This is a genomic window from Limnohabitans sp. (genome assembly GCF_030158565.1).
Lineage (GTDB): Bacteria > Pseudomonadota > Gammaproteobacteria > Burkholderiales > Burkholderiaceae_C > Limnohabitans_A.
This window is the reverse complement of sequence record NZ_JAOASQ010000063.1, coordinates 97,474-115,423: the sequence shown is the minus strand read 5'-3', so window position 1 is coordinate 115,423 and position 17,950 is coordinate 97,474. Positions and strand designations below refer to the sequence as shown.

Genomic DNA, 17,950 nt, shown 5'->3' with positions numbered 1-17,950 from the left:
TCAGGATGTGCTGGTCCACCGTGTAGGCATGGAACAGGTCGTGCTGCATCTGCCCCACGATGCGGCGGAACACCCACAGGTAGCGGCCCAGCACCGAGGTCTGGTTCATCAAGCGCATCGCGTGCGTGATGCCAAAAGGCTGCTGCAAGATCTGCATGAAGGTCTGGCGGTTGACCGGATCGGCGCGGAACTGCCCGTTCATGATCGGTCGCACGTTGTACAGCGCCCGAAGGGTGCGGGCCGAGAGGCCGGTGATGCCCGTGGTGGCCTGGTACAGCAAAAAGGTCTCGAGAATGGCGTGCGGGTGCTTTTCGTACAGGTCATCGCTGGCCACTTCGATGAGGCCCGCTTTTTCAAAAAAGCGCTCGTTGATCGGGCGGAAGGTGTCCAGGCCTTCGCCCCGGTCGCTCTTGAGCCGGTCTTCGATGTTGAGCAGCAAGATCTGGTTGAGTTGCGTGACCGCCTTGGCCGCCCAGTAGTACTGGCGCATCAGCTTTTCGCTGGCCCGCATGGCCAGACGGCCATCGCTGGTGGTGTCAGACTGGTAGCCAAAGGACTCGGCCACGCCGGTTTGCAGGTCGAACACCAGACGGTCTTCGCGGCGGCGCGCTTGCAAGTGCAGGCGCGTGCGAATCAAGCTGAGCAAAGCTTCATTGCGTTTGATCTGGCGAATTTCCAGGGGCGTAGCCAATCCCTTGCGCGCCAGATCTTCCCAGCTTTGGCCCAAGCTTGCCGCTCGGGCCACCCACAAAATGATCTGCAAATCGCGCAAGCCGCCGGGCGACTCCTTGCAATTGGGCTCCAAGGCGTAGGGCGTGTCTTCAAACTTGGTGTGGCGCTGGCGCATCTCCAGCGTTTTGGCCACAAAAAATGCTTGCGGGTCCATCGCCGATTGGTATTGCGCCTGGAACGCCTCAAACAGCTTCAGGTCACCGGTGATGGGGCGCGACTCCAGCAAGGAGGTCTGCACCGTGATGTCTTTGGCCGACTCGGCCAGGCACTCGCTCAGGGTGCGAACGCTGGAGCCGATTTCCAGCCCCGTGTCCCAGCAGCTGCCAATGAATCGCTCCAGCTGCGATTGCAGCGCGGGGTTGTTTTCGGGCGACTGGCCATCGGGCAAAAGCACCAGCACGTCCACATCGGAGTAGGGCAGCAACTCGCCCCGTCCAAAACCGCCCACCGCCACCAGACACACATCGGCCGAAAAACCGGCGTTTTGCCACAGCTGGATCAGCAAGGCATCGGCCAGGCCCGCCAAATGGTGCAAGGTTTTTTGCAGACCTCGGGTGCTGGCACCATTGGCAGCCAGGTTTTGCAGCACCGCTGCCTTGTCGCGTTTGTACGCTTCGCGCAGCGGGGCCAGCTCGGTCATGTCAAGCCGCTTTGGCGGTGATGAAGTCGGGAATGGCCGGGCTGCCTGCTGACAGGGTCAGCACTTCGTAGCCGGTTTCGGTCACCACCACGGTGTGTTCCCACTGGGCCGACAAGGAGTGGTCCTTGGTCACGATGGTCCAGCCATCGCCCAGCTCCTTGATCTCTTTGCGGCCGGCGTTGATCATCGGCTCGATCGTGAAAATCATGCCGGGCACCAGCTCCACCAGGGTGCCGGGCTTGCCGTAGTGCAGCACTTGGGGCTCTTCGTGAAAGCCCCGGCCAATGCCATGACCGCAAAACTCGCGCACCACCGAGAAGCCGTGGCCCTCGGCAAACTTCTGAATGGCATGGCCAATGTCGCCCAGATGGGCGCCGGGCTTGACCTGCTCGATGCCTTTCCACATGGCGTCGTACGTCAGCTTGGCCAGGCGTTTGGCCGCAATCGAGGCTTCGCCCACCATGAACATGCGGCTCGTGTCGCCGTGCCAGCCATCTTTGATGGTGGTGATGTCGATGTTGAGCGAATCGCCTTTTTTGAGCGGCTTGTCGTTCGGAATGCCATGGCAGACTTGGTGGTTGATCGAGGTGCAGATCGACTTGGGGTAGGGCTTGTAGCCCCCGGGGGCGTAGTTCAGCGGTGCAGGGATGCACTGCTGCACATCGACCATGTAGTCGTGGCACAGCTTGTCAATCTCGTTGGTGGTGATGCCCGGCTTGATGAAGGGCTCGATGTAGTCGAGGACTTCCGAAGCCAGGCGGCAAGCGATGCGCATGCCTTCGATGTCTTCGGCGGTTTTGATGGTGATCGTCATGGGACAGGATTATCCCATTGGGCCTTTAGTCGGTCGAAGCTCAGGGTTTCCACGGTTAAAATACCGCCTTTGCCGGTCAGCCCCAGTCAGCGGCCCCGGCGCTACGGTTTCCCGTCTCTTTACAAGGCCACCCCGTGTCCCTGCACATCACGACTTTCGAAGGCGCCAGCGCCCTCAGCGATTTCCGAATGGCCCAGCTTTTGCCCCGCCTGGCCACCGTTTCACCTCAAATTCAAGGCATTTCTGCCCGTTTTGTCCACCTGGTGGCCACCACGGCGCCCTTGCAGGATGCCCAGAAAAAAACGCTTTCAGCCCTGCTGACCTATGGCGAACCTTATGCCGGCCCCACCGATGGCCCCGTGATCGTGGTCAGCCCGCGCATCGGCACCGTCTCGCCCTGGGCGTCCAAGGCCACCGACATTGCCCACAACTGCGGCTTTGAGGTGCGCCGCGTGGAGCGCCTGACCGAATACCGCTTTGTGATGAAGTCCGGCTTGCTGGGCACCGCCAAATTGAGCGCCGAGCAACTGGGCCAGGTCGCCGCTGTACTGCACGACCGCATGACCGAGTCGGCCATGCCCAGTCGGGACGAAGCGGCTGCCCTGTTCACCGCCCTGGACCCCGCGCCCATGGACCATGTGGATGTGTTGGGCGGAGGTCGCGCTGCGCTTGAGGACGCCAACAAGGCTTGGGGCCTGGCCCTGGCCGAAGACGAAATCGATTATTTGGTCACCGCCTTCACGGGCCTCCAGCGCAACCCCACCGATGTGGAGTTGATGATGTTTGCCCAGGCCAACAGCGAGCACTGCCGCCACAAGATTTTCAACGCCGAGTTCACCATCGACGGCGTGGCCCAGCCCAAGAGCCTGTTCGGCATGATCCGCAACACGCACCAGCTGAGCCCCCAGCACACGGTGGTGGCGTATTCGGACAACGCCTCGGTGATGGAAGGCCATACCGTGGAGCGTTTTGTCGCCAGAACTTCGGCTCAAGGCGCAGCGTATCAAAGCGAACAAGCCTTGCACCATGTGCTGATGAAGGTCGAGACCCACAACCACCCGACCGCGATTTCGCCTTTCCCCGGCGCATCGACCGGCGCGGGCGGCGAGATCCGCGACGAGGGCGCCACAGGCCGTGGCTCCAAGCCCAAGGCGGGTTTGTCGGGCTTCACTGTGTCCAAACTCTGGGGCGGCATGTCGGACCAAGAGGGCGGCAAGCCCGAGCACATCGCCAGCCCCTTGCAGATCATGACCGAAGGACCGCTTGGCGGCGCGGCGTTCAACAACGAGTTTGGCCGCCCCAATTTGCTGGGCTATTTCCGCGAATACGAACAGACCGTGGATGGCGTGGTGCGCGGTTACCACAAGCCCATCATGATCGCCGGCGGTCTGGGCCAGATCGACGCCGAGCAAACGAAAAAGATTGAGTTCCCTGCAGGAAGCTTGCTCATTCAACTGGGCGGCCCCGGCATGCGCATTGGCATGGGCGGCAGTGCGGCCAGCTCCATGGCCACTGGCACCAACGCGGCCGATCTGGACTTTGACTCGGTCCAGCGCGGCAACCCCGAGATTGAGCGCCGTGCGCAAGAGGTCATCAACCACTGCTGGGCGCAAGGTGACAACAACCCGATTTTGGCCATCCACGACGTGGGCGCAGGCGGTTTGTCCAACGCCTTCCCCGAGCTGACCAACGATGCGGGCCGTGGCGCACGCTTTGATTTGCGCGCCGTCAAGCTCGAAGAATCCGGCCTGTCGCCCAAAGAAATTTGGTCCAACGAGAGCCAGGAACGCTATGTGATGGCGATTGCGCCCGAATCGCTGGATCAGTTCACGGCGTTTTGTGAGCGCGAGCGCTGCCCGTTTGCGGTGATCGGCGTGGCGACCGAAGAGCGCCAACTGGTGCTGGAAGACAAAGGCAGTGAATCCCCAGTCGACATGCCCATGGACGTGCTGCTGGGCAAGCCGCCCAAGATGCACCGCGATGTGAGCACCGTGACCCGCCAGTCGCCCGCCATGAACCTGACCGGTGTGTCCTTGCAAAAAGCCGTGATCGACGTGCTGAGCCACCCGACTGTGGCGTCCAAGCGCTTTTTGATCACCATCGGTGACCGTGCTGTGGGGGGCCTGACGCACCGCGACCAGATGGTCGGCCCTTGGCAAGTGCCGGTGGCCGATGTGGCCGTGACCCTGGCCGACTACCAAGGCTTTGCCGGTGAAGCCATGAGCATGGGCGAGCGCACGCCGCTGGCCTCGCTCAACGCCGCCGCCTCGGGCCGCATGGCCGTGGCCGAGGCCATCACCAATTTGCTGGCCGCACCTATCGAGCTGCCTCGCGTCAAGATGTCGGCCAACTGGATGGCTGCTTGCGGCGAGCCAGGCGAAGACGCCGCCTTGTACGAAACCGTCAAAGCCGTGGGCATGGAACTGTGCCCGGCGCTGGACATCTCGATCCCTGTGGGCAAAGACAGCTTGTCGATGCGCACGCAGTGGCAGGCTGACGGAGAGACCCTCAAAGTCACCTCGCCCGTGAGCCTGATCATCACCGCCTTCGCCAGCTTGCCCGATGTGCGAGGCACGCTGACGCCGCAGCTGGACGCGCAAACCGATGACACCAGCTTGCTGCTGATCGACCTGGGCCAAGGCCAAAACCGCATGGGCGGCAGCGTGTTGGGCCAAGTGTTGGACCAGTTTGGCGACCAAGTGCCTGATCTGGAAGACCCGAAAAGCCTGGTGAATCTGGTCAACGCCGTCAACGATTTGCGTGCCAAGGGTCAGATCCTGGCCTACCACGACCGCAGCGACGGTGGCTTGCTGGCCGCTGTGGCCGAGATGGCTTTTGCAGGCCATGTGGGCGTGGCGCTCAATGTGGACATGCTGGTCACCGAAGGCGACGGCATCACCGACAGCCGTGCTGACCATGGCGACGCCAAGAACTGGGCGGGCCAGGTCAGCGCCCGCCGCGAAGAACTCACCCTCAAAGCCCTGTTCAACGAAGAATTGGGTGTGGTGATCCAGGTACGTACGGCAGACCGCAACGCGGTGCTGCAAACCTTGCGCGAGCACGGCCTGTCCAAACACACGCACGTCATTGGCAAGACCCGTCCGACTCAATCGACCATTCAAAAAGGCGTGGGCGAACTGAGCATCTGGCGCGACACCAAAGAGGTGTTTGCCGCCAAGCTCGAAGACCTGCACCAAGTCTGGGACAGCGTGAGCTGGAAGATTTGCCAGCAGCGGGACAACCCCGCTTGTGCCGACGCCGAACACGCCGCCGCTGGCCAGGCCAGCGACCCCGGCATGCATGTGGCGCTGAGCTTTGACCCGGCTGAAAACGTGGCTGCGCCATTCCTGAATTTGTCGCGCCCCAAAGTGGCGATCTTGCGCGAGCAGGGCGTCAACTCGCATGTGGAAATGGCCTACGCCTTCCACAAAGCGGGCTTCGAGTCGCACGACGTGCACATGACCGATTTGCAGTCTGGCCGTGCCAACTTGGCCGACTTCCAGGGCTTGGTGGCTTGTGGCGGTTTCAGCTACGGCGACACACTGGGCGCTGGCATCGGCTGGGCGCGCAGCATCACCTTCAACCCGGCGCTGTCTGACCAGTTCAAAGGCTTCTTTGGCCGCACCGACACCTTTGGTCTGGGCGTGTGCAACGGCTGCCAGATGTTTGCCGAACTCGCCGACATCATCCCCGGCGCCGAGGCCTGGCCGCGCTTCACGACCAACCAGAGCGAGCGCTTTGAAGCCCGTCTGTCGATGGTCGAAGTGCTGGATTCGCCCAGCTTGTTCTTGCAAGGCATGGCGGGCAGCCGCTTGCCGATTGCGGTGGCGCACGGCGAAGGCTTTGCCAACTTCAAGCACCGTGGCAACGCGGCCCAGGCCATTGGCGCCATGCGCTTTGTGGACAACCACGGCCAGGCGACTGAGCAGTACCCGTTCAACCCCAACGGCAGCGCGGGCGGCCTCACGGCCGTGACCACCGCCGACGGGCGCTTCACGGCCATGATGCCGCACCCCGAGCGCGTGTTCCGCAATGTGCAGATGAGCTGGACGAGCGGTGACATCGCCGCCACCAGCCCCTGGCTGCGCGTGTGGCAAAACGCCCGCAAGTGGGTGGGTTGACCGTCTGTGCGTGTGAGAACCGAAGTGTCTGAGCAGTGGTTTCCACCGTCTCAGCTGGCGTTTTACTTTGACTCGAATGCCTGGGCCAAGGGCACGGCGCTGTACCTGCAAAACGATGACATCGTCGCCCAACTGAGCCTGCAAGCCGATGGCTGGAAGTTGGTCGCCCAGGTGCCTGAATTGCAGGCGTCACCCTTCACCGTCACAGCGCATTTGCGCGTGTCCGAGGGCGGTAACTTGCAAGCTTGGCGCTCCACCTGCAGCTGCGCGGTGGGACGCATGTGCAAACACGGCGCCGCCTTGGGCATCCATGTGGCCATGCAAGGGCGTTCTCTGCGCGAAGATGTTCGTGATGAGGATGAAACGGGTGAGTTGTCTGAACAGCAATTGCAAGCCCGTCAAGAGCGGGCCATGCAGCAATCTGAATACCAGGTGCGCGACTGGCTTGGGCGACTCGAAACGGCGGATGTGGCACAACACTTCAGCCTGCCCAGCAGCACGCCCGAACATTTTTTGTACTGCATGTCGGTGGACACCGCGGGCCAAAGGCCCGTGTTTCACCTGACCATCAAACGGGCCATCCTCAAGCGTGAGGGCCTCTGGGGCAAGCCCAAAAAAGTGACCACGGAACCCTTCGCGCACGACCCGATCTGGCAGGGCAGTGCGGCCAACGAGCGCGGTATTTTTGACCTTTTCAAAGCGTGCCCAGCCACCAACAGTTTTGGCTCGTATGGTTTTCACAGCGCGGTCAAGCTGCAAGGCTTGGCGGCTGAACTGCTGCTGCAAAAATGCAGCGAAACCGGTCGCCTGTTGTGGGAAGACGACAAGGCCATGACGCCTTTGCAGTGGACCGACGATGCCCTGCCCATCTCCGGCAGCTGGCAGGCCGTGCCCGAGCAAGACGGCGCCCCTGCAGGCTGGAGGCTGCACATGCAGGCCGGGCCAGAAGGGGTGGTTCACGGGCTGAACGAGCCGCCGATTTTTGTGGATGTCGCGCGTGGCCGCTGCGGTCGCCTCGACACCCAAGGCCTGAGTGCCGAGCGCTTGCTGCTGCTGACGCAGTCGCCTGTCGTGCCCGAGCGCGTGGCGCTCAAGTTCCAGCAGCAGTTGATGGAGCGACTCGGCCCCATGCCGCTGCCGCCCGTCATTGAACAGCTGCCCGAAATTCGGGGCGTAGAGCCTGTGGGCGTGCTGCGGATTTCGGCGGTGCCCTTGCAAAAGCGCATGGACCACGGGATTTTCCAGGCGCAATTGACTTTTGATTACGACGGCCAACAAGGCCACTGGACGCATGCCCAAAGGCGTGTGGCGCTGGGCAAAGGAGCGTCTGCCCGCATGCTGCTGCGCGACTTGGCGGCCGAACAGCGCATTGTCGAGACGCTGGAGGATTTGGGCTTCGATGTGGCGCAGGGCGCCACACTCAGCCTGACCGGCTCGCAAAGTGCGGCGCTGTGGCTCGAATGGCTGGAAAGCGACTTTGAACCGCTGCGCGAAGCGGGCCTGGAAGTCCACACCGACAGTGGCTTGAACACTTGGCTGCGTTTGGCCGATGACGTGCACATTGACCTGTCGGGCGAAGACGGCTTCGATGAAACATCGCCATGGTTCAACTTGTCGCTGGGCATGGACATCGATGGCCAGCGGGTCAACATCTTGCCCTGGGTGCCCGCCATTTTGGCGGCCTTGGCAGGCGTTAAGAATGCGGGTGATCCGACCGACATGCAGGGGCTTCCGGCCCATTTGTACCTGCCGGACTTGCAAGGCCCAGGCTACGTGAGGCTGCCCACGGCCCGCATCAAACCCTGGTTGAGCATGCTGATGGAGCTGCACGGCGAGCGCGGCCACGACTGGGATGGCGATGCCTTGCGCCTGTCGCGCATGGACGCATTGCGCACAGCCACATCCTTGGGTGAGGGGGCACGCTGGCAGGGGGCCAACAGCTTGTTGAGTCTTGTGCAGCAAATGCGCGGCCAAGCGGCCTTGACGCCCGTGCCAACACCGGAAGGCTTGCAAGCCACCTTGCGGCCTTATCAGCAGCAAGGCCTCAATTGGTTGCAGTTTTTGCGCGAGCACCGCCTGGCGGGCATCCTGGCCGACGACATGGGCCTGGGCAAAACACTGCAGACCTTGGCCCACATCCTGACCGAAAAGCAAGCGGGTCGACTGACGAAACCGGCCTTGATCGTCGCCCCCGTCAGCTTGTTGGGCAATTGGCAGCGCGAGGCAGCCCGCTTTTGCCCGGCCTTGACCACGCACATCCACCACGGCCTGTCGCGCCACGAAACCCCGCAGGAGCTGTGCCGCTACGACGTGGTCATCACTGCGTATTCGCTGCTCTCGCGTGACCGCGACATGTGGCTGGAAGTGCCTTGGCACCTGCTGGTGCTGGATGAAGCGCAAAACATCAAGAACGCCAACACCAACGCGGCGCAAGTCGTCACCGAGATCCCGGCCGTGCACCGCCTGTGCCTGTCTGGCACGCCCATTGAAAACCATTTGGGCGAGTTGTGGAGCCAGTTTCACTTCTTGATGCCCGGATTTCTGGGCAGCCAAAAGCGTTTCACCGAACTGTTCCGCAACCCGATCGAGCGTCAGGGCAGCGTTGAAAAACTCGCCCAGTTGCGTGCACGCGTAACGCCCTTCATGTTGCGCCGAACCAAAGACCTGGTGGCCAGCGAGTTGCCGCCCAAGATCGAAACCCTGATGCCTGTGCCCCTGCAAGGCCAGCAGGCGGACTTGTACGAGACGATTCGCCTGGGCATGGAAAAAACCGTGCGCGAAGCGTTGCACACCCAGGGCCTGGGGCGCTCGCAAATCACCATCCTCGATGCTTTGCTCAAGCTGCGTCAGGTGTGCTGCGATCCGCGTTTGCTCAAGCTGAGTGCGGCGAGCCAGGTGCAGCAGTCGGCCAAGCTGGAGCAGCTGCTCGACATGCTGCCCGAGATGGTTGCGGAAGGTCGCATGATTTTGTTGTTTTCACAGTTCACCGAAATGCTGGGCTTGATCGAAAAAGCCTTGCCTGCGTTGGGCATCCCGTGGGTCAAACTCACCGGCCAAAGCAAAAACCGCGATGCGATCATCGACAAATTCACCAGCGGTGAGGTGCCGCTGTTCTTGATCAGCCTGAAAGCCGGTGGCGTGGGCCTGAACTTGCCGCAGGCCGATACCGTCATCCACTACGACCCGTGGTGGAACCCTGCGGTGGAAAACCAGGCCACCGACCGTGCACACCGCATCGGCCAAAAGCAAAGTGTCTGGGTGGTCAAACTGGTGGCGCAAGGCACCATCGAAGAGCGCATGCTGGCCCTGCAAGAGCGCAAAGCCCAGTTGGCACAAGACATGTACGAAGGCGCCGTGCAGCGCAAAGAGCCCCTGTTTGGCGAGGCCGATCTGAACGAGTTGCTCAAGCCGCTGGGCTGAGCCGGGCAGGGGATACTGACACCTTGTGACGCAGACGCCGACGCAAGTCTTGAGCGCTCAGCGCAGCGCTCTTCGTGTCATTGCCAGCCAATGATGTCCAGGCCTTTTTCGCCAGCGCAGCGCTGAACAAACTGGCGGTAAGTCCCGCTGGGCTGCTGGCTCATGGCGCCGCGAGTTCCGCCCGCAGCAGCACCGACCACGGCACTTTGCGCGCCATATTTGATGGCCTGGTTCAAATCGCCACGGCCAAACACCAAGCCACCAACGGCGCCCGTGACCCCGGCCACGGCAGCGCCCATGGTCGCACCCGATGCCACCGAATTGTTGCTGTCCAACGGATGCAGACCGCTGGACTGGGCCAGGCTCAGGCATTGGTTCAGGTGCTGGTTGGCGGCGGCTTCGCCCATGGATTTGTAGGCCGTGTTGGGGTAGAGAACGGGCCTGGCTGCACCTTCTCCCATGCCCGCACAACCTGCGAAGGTCAAGACACCGAGCAGGCCAAGGACAGCGCTCAGGCGAATAAAACGGGTGGGTAAAGTTGTGGCGGTCATTGAATGCATCTCGGTGAATGGGACAGCGGGATGCTAGCAGTAGACCTCTAAAAACTTCAAAAATGACAACGTCAGTTTGTAACAAGAAACAGCTGAATCAGTGCAGACCGACCACAGGCCGCGTCTTGTAAAACTGCAGCGGGCTTTCCGGCACGGCGTTGAGCACCGATTTCTTGATCTTGCCGACCACATGCATTTCGCAGGGTTTGCAGTCAAAGCGCAGGGTGAGTTTTTCCTTGCCGTTGATCAGTTGCAGCGGCTCGGCTTTCACCGTGCCTTGCACGCCAGTCACACCTTTGGCTTGCTTGGGGCACAGGCTCAAGCTGAAACGCACGCAGTGCTTGGTGATCATCAGGCTGACTTCGCCCAGTTCTTCTTGCGCTTCGTAGGCGGCGGCGATCACTTTCACGCCGTGTTTGGCGTAAAAATCACGCGCTTTTTGGTTGAACACATTGGCCAGATAGCTCAGCGTGTCTTCGGGATACTGGGCTGGTGGCTCTACAGGCACGGCACGCGGCAGGCGGTGCAGGCCTTGGGCGCGGGCGGTTTCGAGTGCTTGCACGGCATCGCGGCGCAAGGCGTTGAGCTGTGAGGGCGGCACAAACCAGGGGCGGGGCAGGGCCACTTGCACATCCAGCGGCTCAAACAGGGTGTCGCCCAGTTTGCCCAAAGCGGTTTTGAGTTTGTCCTCGGCCTGGGCCGCGTCTTTGGGGGCTTGCCAAGCGATGGCCAGCTCGGCCGTGCCGGTGTGGCCGGCCTCGTCGGTCAGGGTCAGCTGTAAGCCATCAGCGCTTTCAGCCAATTGCATCCACACGCCCATGCGCCGCTCGGCCGATTTTTTGTCCAACGTGCGCACCCAGCTCATGTCGCGGTTGCGGTTGACCTGCACGCCTTTGCGCAAGTCCTTGAAGCCATCCATCGGGTCTTTGGGAAAGAGCTTCCACACACCTTGGGCTTTTTGCGCTTCGGCGCGGTTGATCTGCAGGCCCACCAGTTCTTTTTGCAGGTCGTAGTAGCACAGGCCGTCGCCGTTGTGCAGTTCGGTGGCGGGGTCGTCGGTGGTGATCTCGACGTGTTCGGGCGTGACTTTGCTGACCCAGCCAATGGGCTGTCCCGGGTTTTTGGGGGTGTCAAACGCACCGATGTCCTCTTTGCGGCCTTGCACAAAATAGTCGGTGAACTCGCGGTTGAAGTTCTGGTTCGGGTCCGGCTCGAAGCTGAAGGTGGTGCGGCCATGCGAGGCGGGAGCCAACTCGGGTCGCTCGGTCAGCACTTCGTCAAACAGCTTGCGGTAATGGGCCGTGATGTTCTTCACATAGGCCATGTCCTTGTAGCGGCCTTCGATCTTGAAGCTGCGGATGCCCGCATCCACCAGCGCGCGCAGGTTGTCGCTCTGGTTGTTGTCCTTCATGCTGAGCACATGTTTGTCGTGCGCGATGATGCGGCCTTGGGCGTCTTTGACTTCATACGGCAGGCGGCAAGCCTGCGAGCAGTCGCCACGGTTGGCGCTACGGCCAGTGTGCGCGTGGCTGATGAAGCATTGACCGCTGTAGGCCACGCACAAAGCGCCGTGCACAAAAAACTCGATCACGGTGCGCTCGGTGTCGATCACGTCGCGGATCGCGCTGATCTGGGGAAGGGTCAGTTCACGGGCCAGCACGATCTGGCTCAAACCGGCGTCTTGCAAAAACTTCGCCTTCTCGGGTGTGCGGATGTCGGTCTGGGTGCTGGCGTGCAGCTGGATCGGGGGCAGGTCGATCTCCAGCAGGCCCATGTCTTGCACGATCAAGGCGTCCACTCCCGCGTCGTACAGCTGCCAGGCGAGTTTGCGGGCACCTTCCAGTTCGTCGTCGCGCAAGATGGTGTTGAGCGTGACAAAAATGCGGCTGTGAAACCGGTGGGCGTATTGCACCAGCTTGGCAATGTCTTGTACCGTGTTGTCGGCCGTGGACCGGGCACCAAACGAGGGGCCGCCAATGTAGACCGCATCCGCGCCATGGTTGATGGCTTCAATGCCAATGTCAAAGGTGCGGGCGGGGGCGAGGAGTTCGAGTTGGTGAGGCTGCATGGGTTGGGATTATCCCAGCTTGTGAAGTTGGCCACTCATGCAGACCAACAGCTCTGGGCCAGCGCTCACAGCCCCAGAGCGTACGTCACAGCAATGCGCACCAACAAAAAACGCGGCCGAAGCCGCGTTTGGGATTCAAGCACCGGGCTCAGATCACTGGATCTTGGCTTTGGAGCGCAAGCTTTCCTGGAAGCCGCTGAGCTTTTGCTGTTGCAACTGCTGGGCGATCTGGGGCTTGACTTCTTCCAGCTTGGGCAATTGGGCTTCACGCACATCGTCCACGCGGATGATGTGGAAACCGAACTGGCTCTTGACCGGGGTTTCTGTCATCTGGCCTTTGTCCAGTTTGACCATGGCACCGGAAAACTCGGGCACATAGCTGCTAGCCGCTGCCCAGTCGAGGTCACCACCGTTGGCACCGGAGCCTGGGTCTTTGGAGGCCTTCTTGGCCAGGTCTTCAAACTTGGCGCCTTTCTTGATGTCAGCAATCAAAGCTTTGGCTTCGTCTTCTTTTTCCACCAGGATGTGGCGAGCGCGGTATTCCTTGCCACCATTGGCGGCCACGAACTTGTCGTATTCAGCCTTGATGTCGGCATCGGTCACAGGGTTTTTCTTCTGGAAGTCGGCAAACAGCTGGCGGATCAGGATGGTCTGGCGGGCCAGTTCAATCTGGTTTTTGTACTCGTCGGAAGCATCCAAGCCACGCTTTTTGGCTTCTTGCATGAACACTTCGCGGGCAACCAATTCTTCCTTGATTTGCGCCAGGACTTCGGGAGTCACTGGGCGGCCAGAAGCTTCCACTTGTTGCTTGAGCACTTCCACGCGGGAGGAGGGCACGGGTTTGCCGTTGACCACAGCAAGGTTTTGGGCGAAAGCTGGCGCAGCCATCAATGCCAAAACGGCGGTCGCGGCGCTGAGCATTTGCTTTTTCATGGATTCTTTCCTCAATGACGGTTCGTCAGGTATGAAACAAGGGGGGGAAGTTCAGATCAGCTCAATGGCCAAGGCATGCAAACCTTGGTCGATGAAATCTTGCAGCGCATCATACACAAGGCGGTGACGCTGAACGCGTGACAGGGGTGTAAACAAAGGTGAAGCAATGCACACACGCATGTGGCTGCCTTGGCCTGTGGCGCTGGCACCGGCATGGCCGGCGTGCGAAGCGCTTTCATCGATCACCTTCAACGCCGTCGGCTGCAGGCGCTCGGACAGGCGAGCGTGAATTTGTTCGGCAACGGAGCTCATGGGTTTTATTGGTCCTTGGGCAGGTGACGGGCCACGTAAATGCCTTGCGCCACGATGAACACCAAGGGGAACACGTAACCCCAGACCTTGAAGTTGACCCAGTCTTCGGTCGAAAAATAGGTGGCGACATAGGCATTGATGGCGGCCATGAACAGGCAATACAGCATCCAGGCGATGTTCAGTCGGTGCCAAACGCGGCCAGGCAGTTGCAGTTGTTGGCCCAGCATCATTTGCAGGAAGTTCTTCTTCATCGCCCAATGCGCGATGGCCAAAGCCACGGCCAAGCCGGTGTAAAGCAAGGTGGGCTTCCATTTGATGAAGCGCTCATCGTGCAGGCCCAGTGTCAAGGCGCCAAAGCCCAGCACCAACACCAGCGTGATCTTGTGCATGGTTTGCAGCTTGCCGTCCAACTTGTAAACCAGGGCGGTTTGCACCACGGTGGCGGCCATCAACACCGCTGTGGCGGTGTAGATGTCGGCCATTTTGTAGGCCCCAAAAAACAATGCAATGGGGAAAAAGTCGATCAGGAATTTCATGAAATCAATCGTTGGCCGGGTTCGTCACAGAGGCTCGAAGTCTAACGAAGCTGAGTTCATGCAGTAGCGCAGGCCGGTGGGGGCTGGGCCGTCTTCGAACACATGACCGAGGTGCGCGCCGCATTGGGCGCACACGGTTTCAACCCGTGTCATGCCGTGGCTGCGGTCCACATGCTCCTGAATGGCCGTGTCGGTGATGGCCTGCGAAAAGCTCGGCCAGCCACAACCGGCGTCAAATTTGGTGTCCGACTTGAACAGCTCGGCATCGCAGCAGACGCAGCGGTAGGTGCCGGGCTCCCAGTGGGCTTCGTATTTGCCGGTGTAGGGGCGCTCGGTGGCGGCTTGGCGGGTCACGGCGTAGGCCACAGGCTCGGCGCCTTTGGCTTGCAAAATGTCGCGCCATTCTTGTTCGGTTTTGATGAGGCTCATGATGAACAGCTGATTTCCAGTTGGCTGGCCCAGTCGGGCGGCAAGTCGGCATAGGCTTCAAAGCCCGGATGCTCGTCGAAGGGGGACTTTAGCAAGTTGTGAAGGGTCTCGATTTCCGAGTAGTCACCCGTCTGCGCTTGGCGGATCGCAAGCTCTGCCAGGTGGTTGCGCAAAACAAACTTGGGGTTGGTGCGCAACATGGTTTGTCCGATCCGGCCCAAGTCAGCCTGGCCCAGGCGCACTTGATAACGGCTGAGCCAAGCTTGCCAGCGATGGCGGTCGATGAACAGGTCTTGGACGTCGGTGGCAGGGGCTTGTGGCTTATGCTGACCCCATCCGTTGACCACCGCATGGCTCAGGCGTCGCCAAAACAGGGTGTAGTCCACCCGCTCTGAGGCCAGCACTTGCAGCAAGTCCTCGACCAGTTGCCAGTCGGCTTCGCGCAGGTCTTCGGTGGCCAACTCGCCCGTCAGCCCCAGCTTGGCCCGCATGGCATCGCCCAGTGCGCGAGGGAACCCGCTTTTGTAGCCCTCCAGCACTTGCAAAGTCAGGTCCTGGTCTTCGATCAATGGCAGCAGGGCTTGCGCCAGGCAAAAGAGGTTCCAGTAAGCGATGTTGGGCTGGCGGCTGTAGGCGTAGCGGCCCTGGGTGTCGGTGTGGTTGCAGATGTGGCCGGGGTCAAAACCGTCCATGAACTGGAAGGGGCCGTAGTCGATGGTCAGGCCCAGCAGGCTCATGTTGTCGGTGTTCATCACGCCGTGGCAAAAGCCCACCGCTTGCCACTGCGCCAGCAAATGCGCCGTGCGCTCCTGCACCACTTGCAGCAAAGCCGCATAGACATTGCCGTTCAGGTGTTCTGCACGCGCATGGCATTCGGGCAGGTGGTGAGCGATCGCGTGGTCTGCCAACGTCCGCAGGCTGTCCACATCGCCTTGTGCAGCAAAGTGCTCAAAATGCCCAAAGCGCAAAAAGCTGGGCGCCAAGCGGGTCACAAGGGCGGCGGTCTCAAGGGTTTCGCGCCGGACCGGCTCGGGCGAGGCCACCAGGCACAGGGCCCGGGTGGTGGCAATGCCCAGACCGTGCATGGCTTCGCTGCACAGGTATTCACGGATGCTCGATCGCAACACCGCACGGCCATCGCCACCACGAGAGTAGGGGGTTCTGCCCGCGCCCTTGAGCTGGATTTCTTGCGGACCCAGCCGAGACGGCGCTTCGCCCAGCCAAATGGCGCGGCCGTCGCCCAGCTGGCCTGCCCATTGGCCGAATTGGTGACCGCTGTACACCGTGGCCATGGGGTCCGAGCCGGGCAGCACGCTGTTGCCGGCAAAGGCGCTCAGGTGCGCGTCGTCCAGCAAGGCCGATGACCAGCCCAGCTCGTCCAGCAAGGCGCGGTTGCGCATGGCCCAGACCGGCGCGGCCAAAGGCGTGGGCTGCAGCCGGGTGAAAAAACGCGGGCCCAATTGGGTCAGGCGGTGTGTCCAATCCCAGCTGGGCGATGGGGCAGAAGAAGGCGCGGAGGCTGAAAACATGGCTCGATTGTCACGCCCTTGACAAGGACACATGGTTTGACGGGTCTTCGTTCGAGCCGGCGCGCAAGGCGGGTGCAAAATGAAAGCATCCAATCCACCACCAACAGGAGACCCCCATGCTGGGACTGATGCAACAGCAATCTTTGCTGATTTCTTCCTTGATCGAATTTGCCGAGCGTCACCATGGCGATGGCGAGATCGTCTCGCGCCGCGTTGAAGGCGACATCCACCGCTACAACTGGTCCGCCGCCGCCAAGCGCTCGCGCCAGGTCGCCAACACACTGGACGGCATGCAGATTGAAAAAGGCAGCCGCGTGGCCACGCTGGCTTGGAACGGTTATCGACACCTGGAGCTGTACTTTGGCGTGAGCGGCTCGGGTCGCGTTCTCCACACCATCAACCCGCGTCTCCACCCCGACCAGATCGCCTGGATCGCCAACCACGCCGAAGACCAGGTGCTGTGCTTTGACATGAGCTTTTTGCCCTTGGTGCAAGCGGTGCATGCCAAGTGCCCCACGATCCGCCAATACGTGGCGCTGTGCGATGCCGACAAGCTGCCGGCTGACACGGGCATCCCCGGTTTGGTCAGCTACGAAGCCTGGATCGGCCAGCAGTCCGACCGCTACACCTGGCCCGAATTGGATGAAAACACCGCTTGCACCCTGTGTTACACCAGCGGCACCACGGGCAACCCCAAGGGCGCGCTGTACAGCCACCGATCGACCATCTTGCATGCCTACGCCGCGGCTTTGCCTGATGTGATGTGCATGTCCGCACGTGACTCGATCTTGCCCGTTGTGCCCATGTTCCACGTCAATGCATGGGGCATCCCTTACAGCGCGGCCATGGTGGGTGCCAAGTTGGTCTTCCCAGGACCCGCCTTGGACGGCAAATCGGTGTACGAATTGATCGAAGCCGAAGGCGTGACCTTTGCAGCCGGTGTGCCCACCGTCTGGCAAATGCTGCTGGGTCACATGAAGCCTGCTGGTTTGAAGTTCTCCAAGCTCAACCGCACCGTCATTGGCGGCTCGGCTTGCCCGCCGGCCATGATCACCGCCTTCCGCGAAGACTACGGCGTGGATGTGCTGCACGCCTGGGGCATGACCGAGCTCAGCCCCTTGGGTACCCTGTGCACACTCAAAAACAAGCACCAGAATTTGCCCGAAGCCGAGCAAATGAAGCTGCGTATGAAGCAGGGCCGTTGCATCTTTGGCATCGAGATGAAGATCGTGGACGAGCAGGGCAAAGAGCTGCCACATGATGGCAAAGCCGCAGGGGACTTGCTGGTGCAAGGGCCGTGGGTCATCGCCTCGTATTTCAAACAAGAAGGCGCCAGCCCTTTGGTGGACGGCTGGTTCCCTACAGGTGATGTGGCCACCATCGATGCCGATGGCTTCATGCAGATCACTGACCGCAGCAAGGACGTGATCAAGTCTGGCGGCGAGTGGATCAGCTCGATCGATGTGGAAAACATCGCCATGGCACACCCCGCCGTGGCCATGGCTGCTTGCATTGGCATTCGCCACCCCAAGTGGGATGAGCGCCCCATCGTGTGCGTGGTCAAGAAACCAGGCGCTGAAGTCACTCGCGATGAATTGATTCAGTTTTACGACGGCAAAACCGCGAAGTGGCAGATCCCCGATGACGTCGTGTTTGTCGATGCCATCCCGCTGGGTGCTACCGGCAAGATGCTCAAAACCCGCCTGCGCGAACAACTGACAGACTACGTCTTGCCTGGCCTTTGATGAGCATCAAGTCACCCGTGCGGCACTGAAGTCGCACGGGTGATACGGCTTAGGTGCAAACCCCGAGCGTGTTTGTGAAATCAGCGGTTACGCTGACATCGTCTGATTCACAAACGCAGG

At 61.1% G+C, this 17,950-nt stretch carries 12 protein-coding genes; 3 read left to right on the top strand and 9 right to left on the bottom strand.

The genetic code is table 11. The annotated features are described in order from the left end of the window. Both Q1W40_RS13550 and map read right to left on the bottom strand, forming a co-directional pair. Positions 1-1,372 (bottom strand): nucleotidyltransferase domain-containing protein (locus tag Q1W40_RS13550; RefSeq protein WP_300712952.1); only part of this gene is annotated, 1,372 nt, incomplete at its 3' end. A gap of 1 nt (position 1,373) precedes the next feature. Further along, positions 1,374-2,186 (bottom strand): type I methionyl aminopeptidase, encoded by an 813-nt coding sequence (gene map, locus Q1W40_RS13545; protein ID WP_300712950.1) that lies wholly within the window; start codon positions 2,184-2,186, stop codon positions 1,374-1,376. 134 nt (positions 2,187-2,320) lie between these two features. Here map and purL point away from each other — a divergent pair, with 134 nt between their 5' ends. Further along, positions 2,321-6,307 (top strand): phosphoribosylformylglycinamidine synthase, encoded by a 3,987-nt coding sequence (purL, locus tag Q1W40_RS13540; protein WP_300712949.1) that lies wholly within the window; start codon positions 2,321-2,323, stop codon positions 6,305-6,307. Positions 6,308-6,313: 6 nt separating this feature from the next. After that, positions 6,314-9,727, top strand: a complete 3,414-nt coding sequence (locus Q1W40_RS13535) for a DEAD/DEAH box helicase (RefSeq protein ID WP_300712947.1) — start codon at positions 6,314-6,316, stop codon at positions 9,725-9,727. A gap of 77 nt (positions 9,728-9,804) precedes the next feature. Here the strand turns inward: Q1W40_RS13535 and Q1W40_RS13530 are convergent, their stop codons facing one another. The 7 genes from Q1W40_RS13530 to Q1W40_RS13500 form a co-directional block, all read right to left on the bottom strand. Continuing rightward, on the bottom strand, positions 9,805-10,278 hold the full coding sequence (locus Q1W40_RS13530; protein ID WP_146183906.1) for a glycine zipper family protein: 474 nt from the start codon (positions 10,276-10,278) through the stop codon (positions 9,805-9,807). A 97-nt stretch (positions 10,279-10,375) separates the two neighbouring features. Then, entirely contained in the window at positions 10,376-12,346 is a 1,971-nt protein-coding gene (locus Q1W40_RS13525; protein ID WP_300712941.1) for a U32 family peptidase, read from the bottom strand. Between the two features lie 153 nt (positions 12,347-12,499). Next, positions 12,500-13,279, bottom strand: a complete 780-nt coding sequence (locus Q1W40_RS13520) for a peptidylprolyl isomerase (protein WP_300712939.1) — start codon at positions 13,277-13,279, stop codon at positions 12,500-12,502. Between the two features lie 51 nt (positions 13,280-13,330). Next, positions 13,331-13,591, bottom strand: a complete 261-nt coding sequence (locus tag Q1W40_RS13515) for a BolA family protein (protein ID WP_300712937.1) — start codon at positions 13,589-13,591, stop codon at positions 13,331-13,333. 5 nt (positions 13,592-13,596) lie between these two features. Beyond that, positions 13,597-14,127, bottom strand: coding sequence for a septation protein A (locus Q1W40_RS13510; RefSeq protein ID WP_300712935.1), 531 nt, complete (start codon positions 14,125-14,127; stop codon positions 13,597-13,599). A gap of 24 nt (positions 14,128-14,151) precedes the next feature. Further along, on the bottom strand, positions 14,152-14,556 hold the full coding sequence (msrB, locus tag Q1W40_RS13505) for a peptide-methionine (R)-S-oxide reductase MsrB (protein ID WP_108322668.1): 405 nt from the start codon (positions 14,554-14,556) through the stop codon (positions 14,152-14,154). Continuing rightward, positions 14,553-16,085 carry a protein adenylyltransferase SelO gene (locus Q1W40_RS13500; RefSeq protein WP_300712932.1) on the bottom strand — a complete coding sequence of 511 codons (1,533 nt, stop codon included), beginning with the start codon at positions 16,083-16,085 and terminating at the stop codon, positions 14,553-14,555. The genes msrB and Q1W40_RS13500 overlap by 4 nt, the downstream gene beginning before the upstream one ends. Positions 16,086-16,201: 116 nt before the next feature. On the opposite strand from Q1W40_RS13500, the gene Q1W40_RS13495 reads away from it, so the two are divergent. Continuing rightward, positions 16,202-17,830 carry a 3-(methylthio)propionyl-CoA ligase gene (locus Q1W40_RS13495; RefSeq protein WP_300712930.1) on the top strand — a complete coding sequence of 543 codons (1,629 nt, stop codon included), beginning with the start codon at positions 16,202-16,204 and terminating at the stop codon, positions 17,828-17,830. Positions 17,831-17,950: the final 120 nt, after the last annotated feature.

Excerpts from the sequence above, each read along its gene's own strand:
- map (WP_300712950.1), bottom strand. The coding sequence starts at position 2,186 with ATGACGATCACCATCAAAACCGCCGAAGACATCGAAGGCATGCGCATC.
- Q1W40_RS13530 (WP_146183906.1), bottom strand. The coding sequence starts at position 10,278 with ATGACCGCCACAACTTTACCCACCCGTTTTATTCGCCTGAGCGCTGTC.
- Q1W40_RS13525 (WP_300712941.1), bottom strand. The coding sequence starts at position 12,346 with ATGCAGCCTCACCAACTCGAACTCCTCGCCCCCGCCCGCACCTTTGAC.
- Q1W40_RS13520 (WP_300712939.1), bottom strand. The coding sequence starts at position 13,279 with ATGAAAAAGCAAATGCTCAGCGCCGCGACCGCCGTTTTGGCATTGATG.
- Q1W40_RS13515 (WP_300712937.1), bottom strand. The coding sequence starts at position 13,591 with ATGAGCTCCGTTGCCGAACAAATTCACGCTCGCCTGTCCGAGCGCCTG.
- Q1W40_RS13510 (WP_300712935.1), bottom strand. The coding sequence starts at position 14,127 with ATGAAATTCCTGATCGACTTTTTCCCCATTGCATTGTTTTTTGGGGCC.
- msrB (WP_108322668.1), bottom strand. The coding sequence starts at position 14,556 with ATGAGCCTCATCAAAACCGAACAAGAATGGCGCGACATTTTGCAAGCC.
- Q1W40_RS13500 (WP_300712932.1), bottom strand. The coding sequence starts at position 16,085 with ATGTTTTCAGCCTCCGCGCCTTCTTCTGCCCCATCGCCCAGCTGGGAT.
- Q1W40_RS13495 (WP_300712930.1), top strand. The coding sequence starts at position 16,202 with ATGCTGGGACTGATGCAACAGCAATCTTTGCTGATTTCTTCCTTGATC.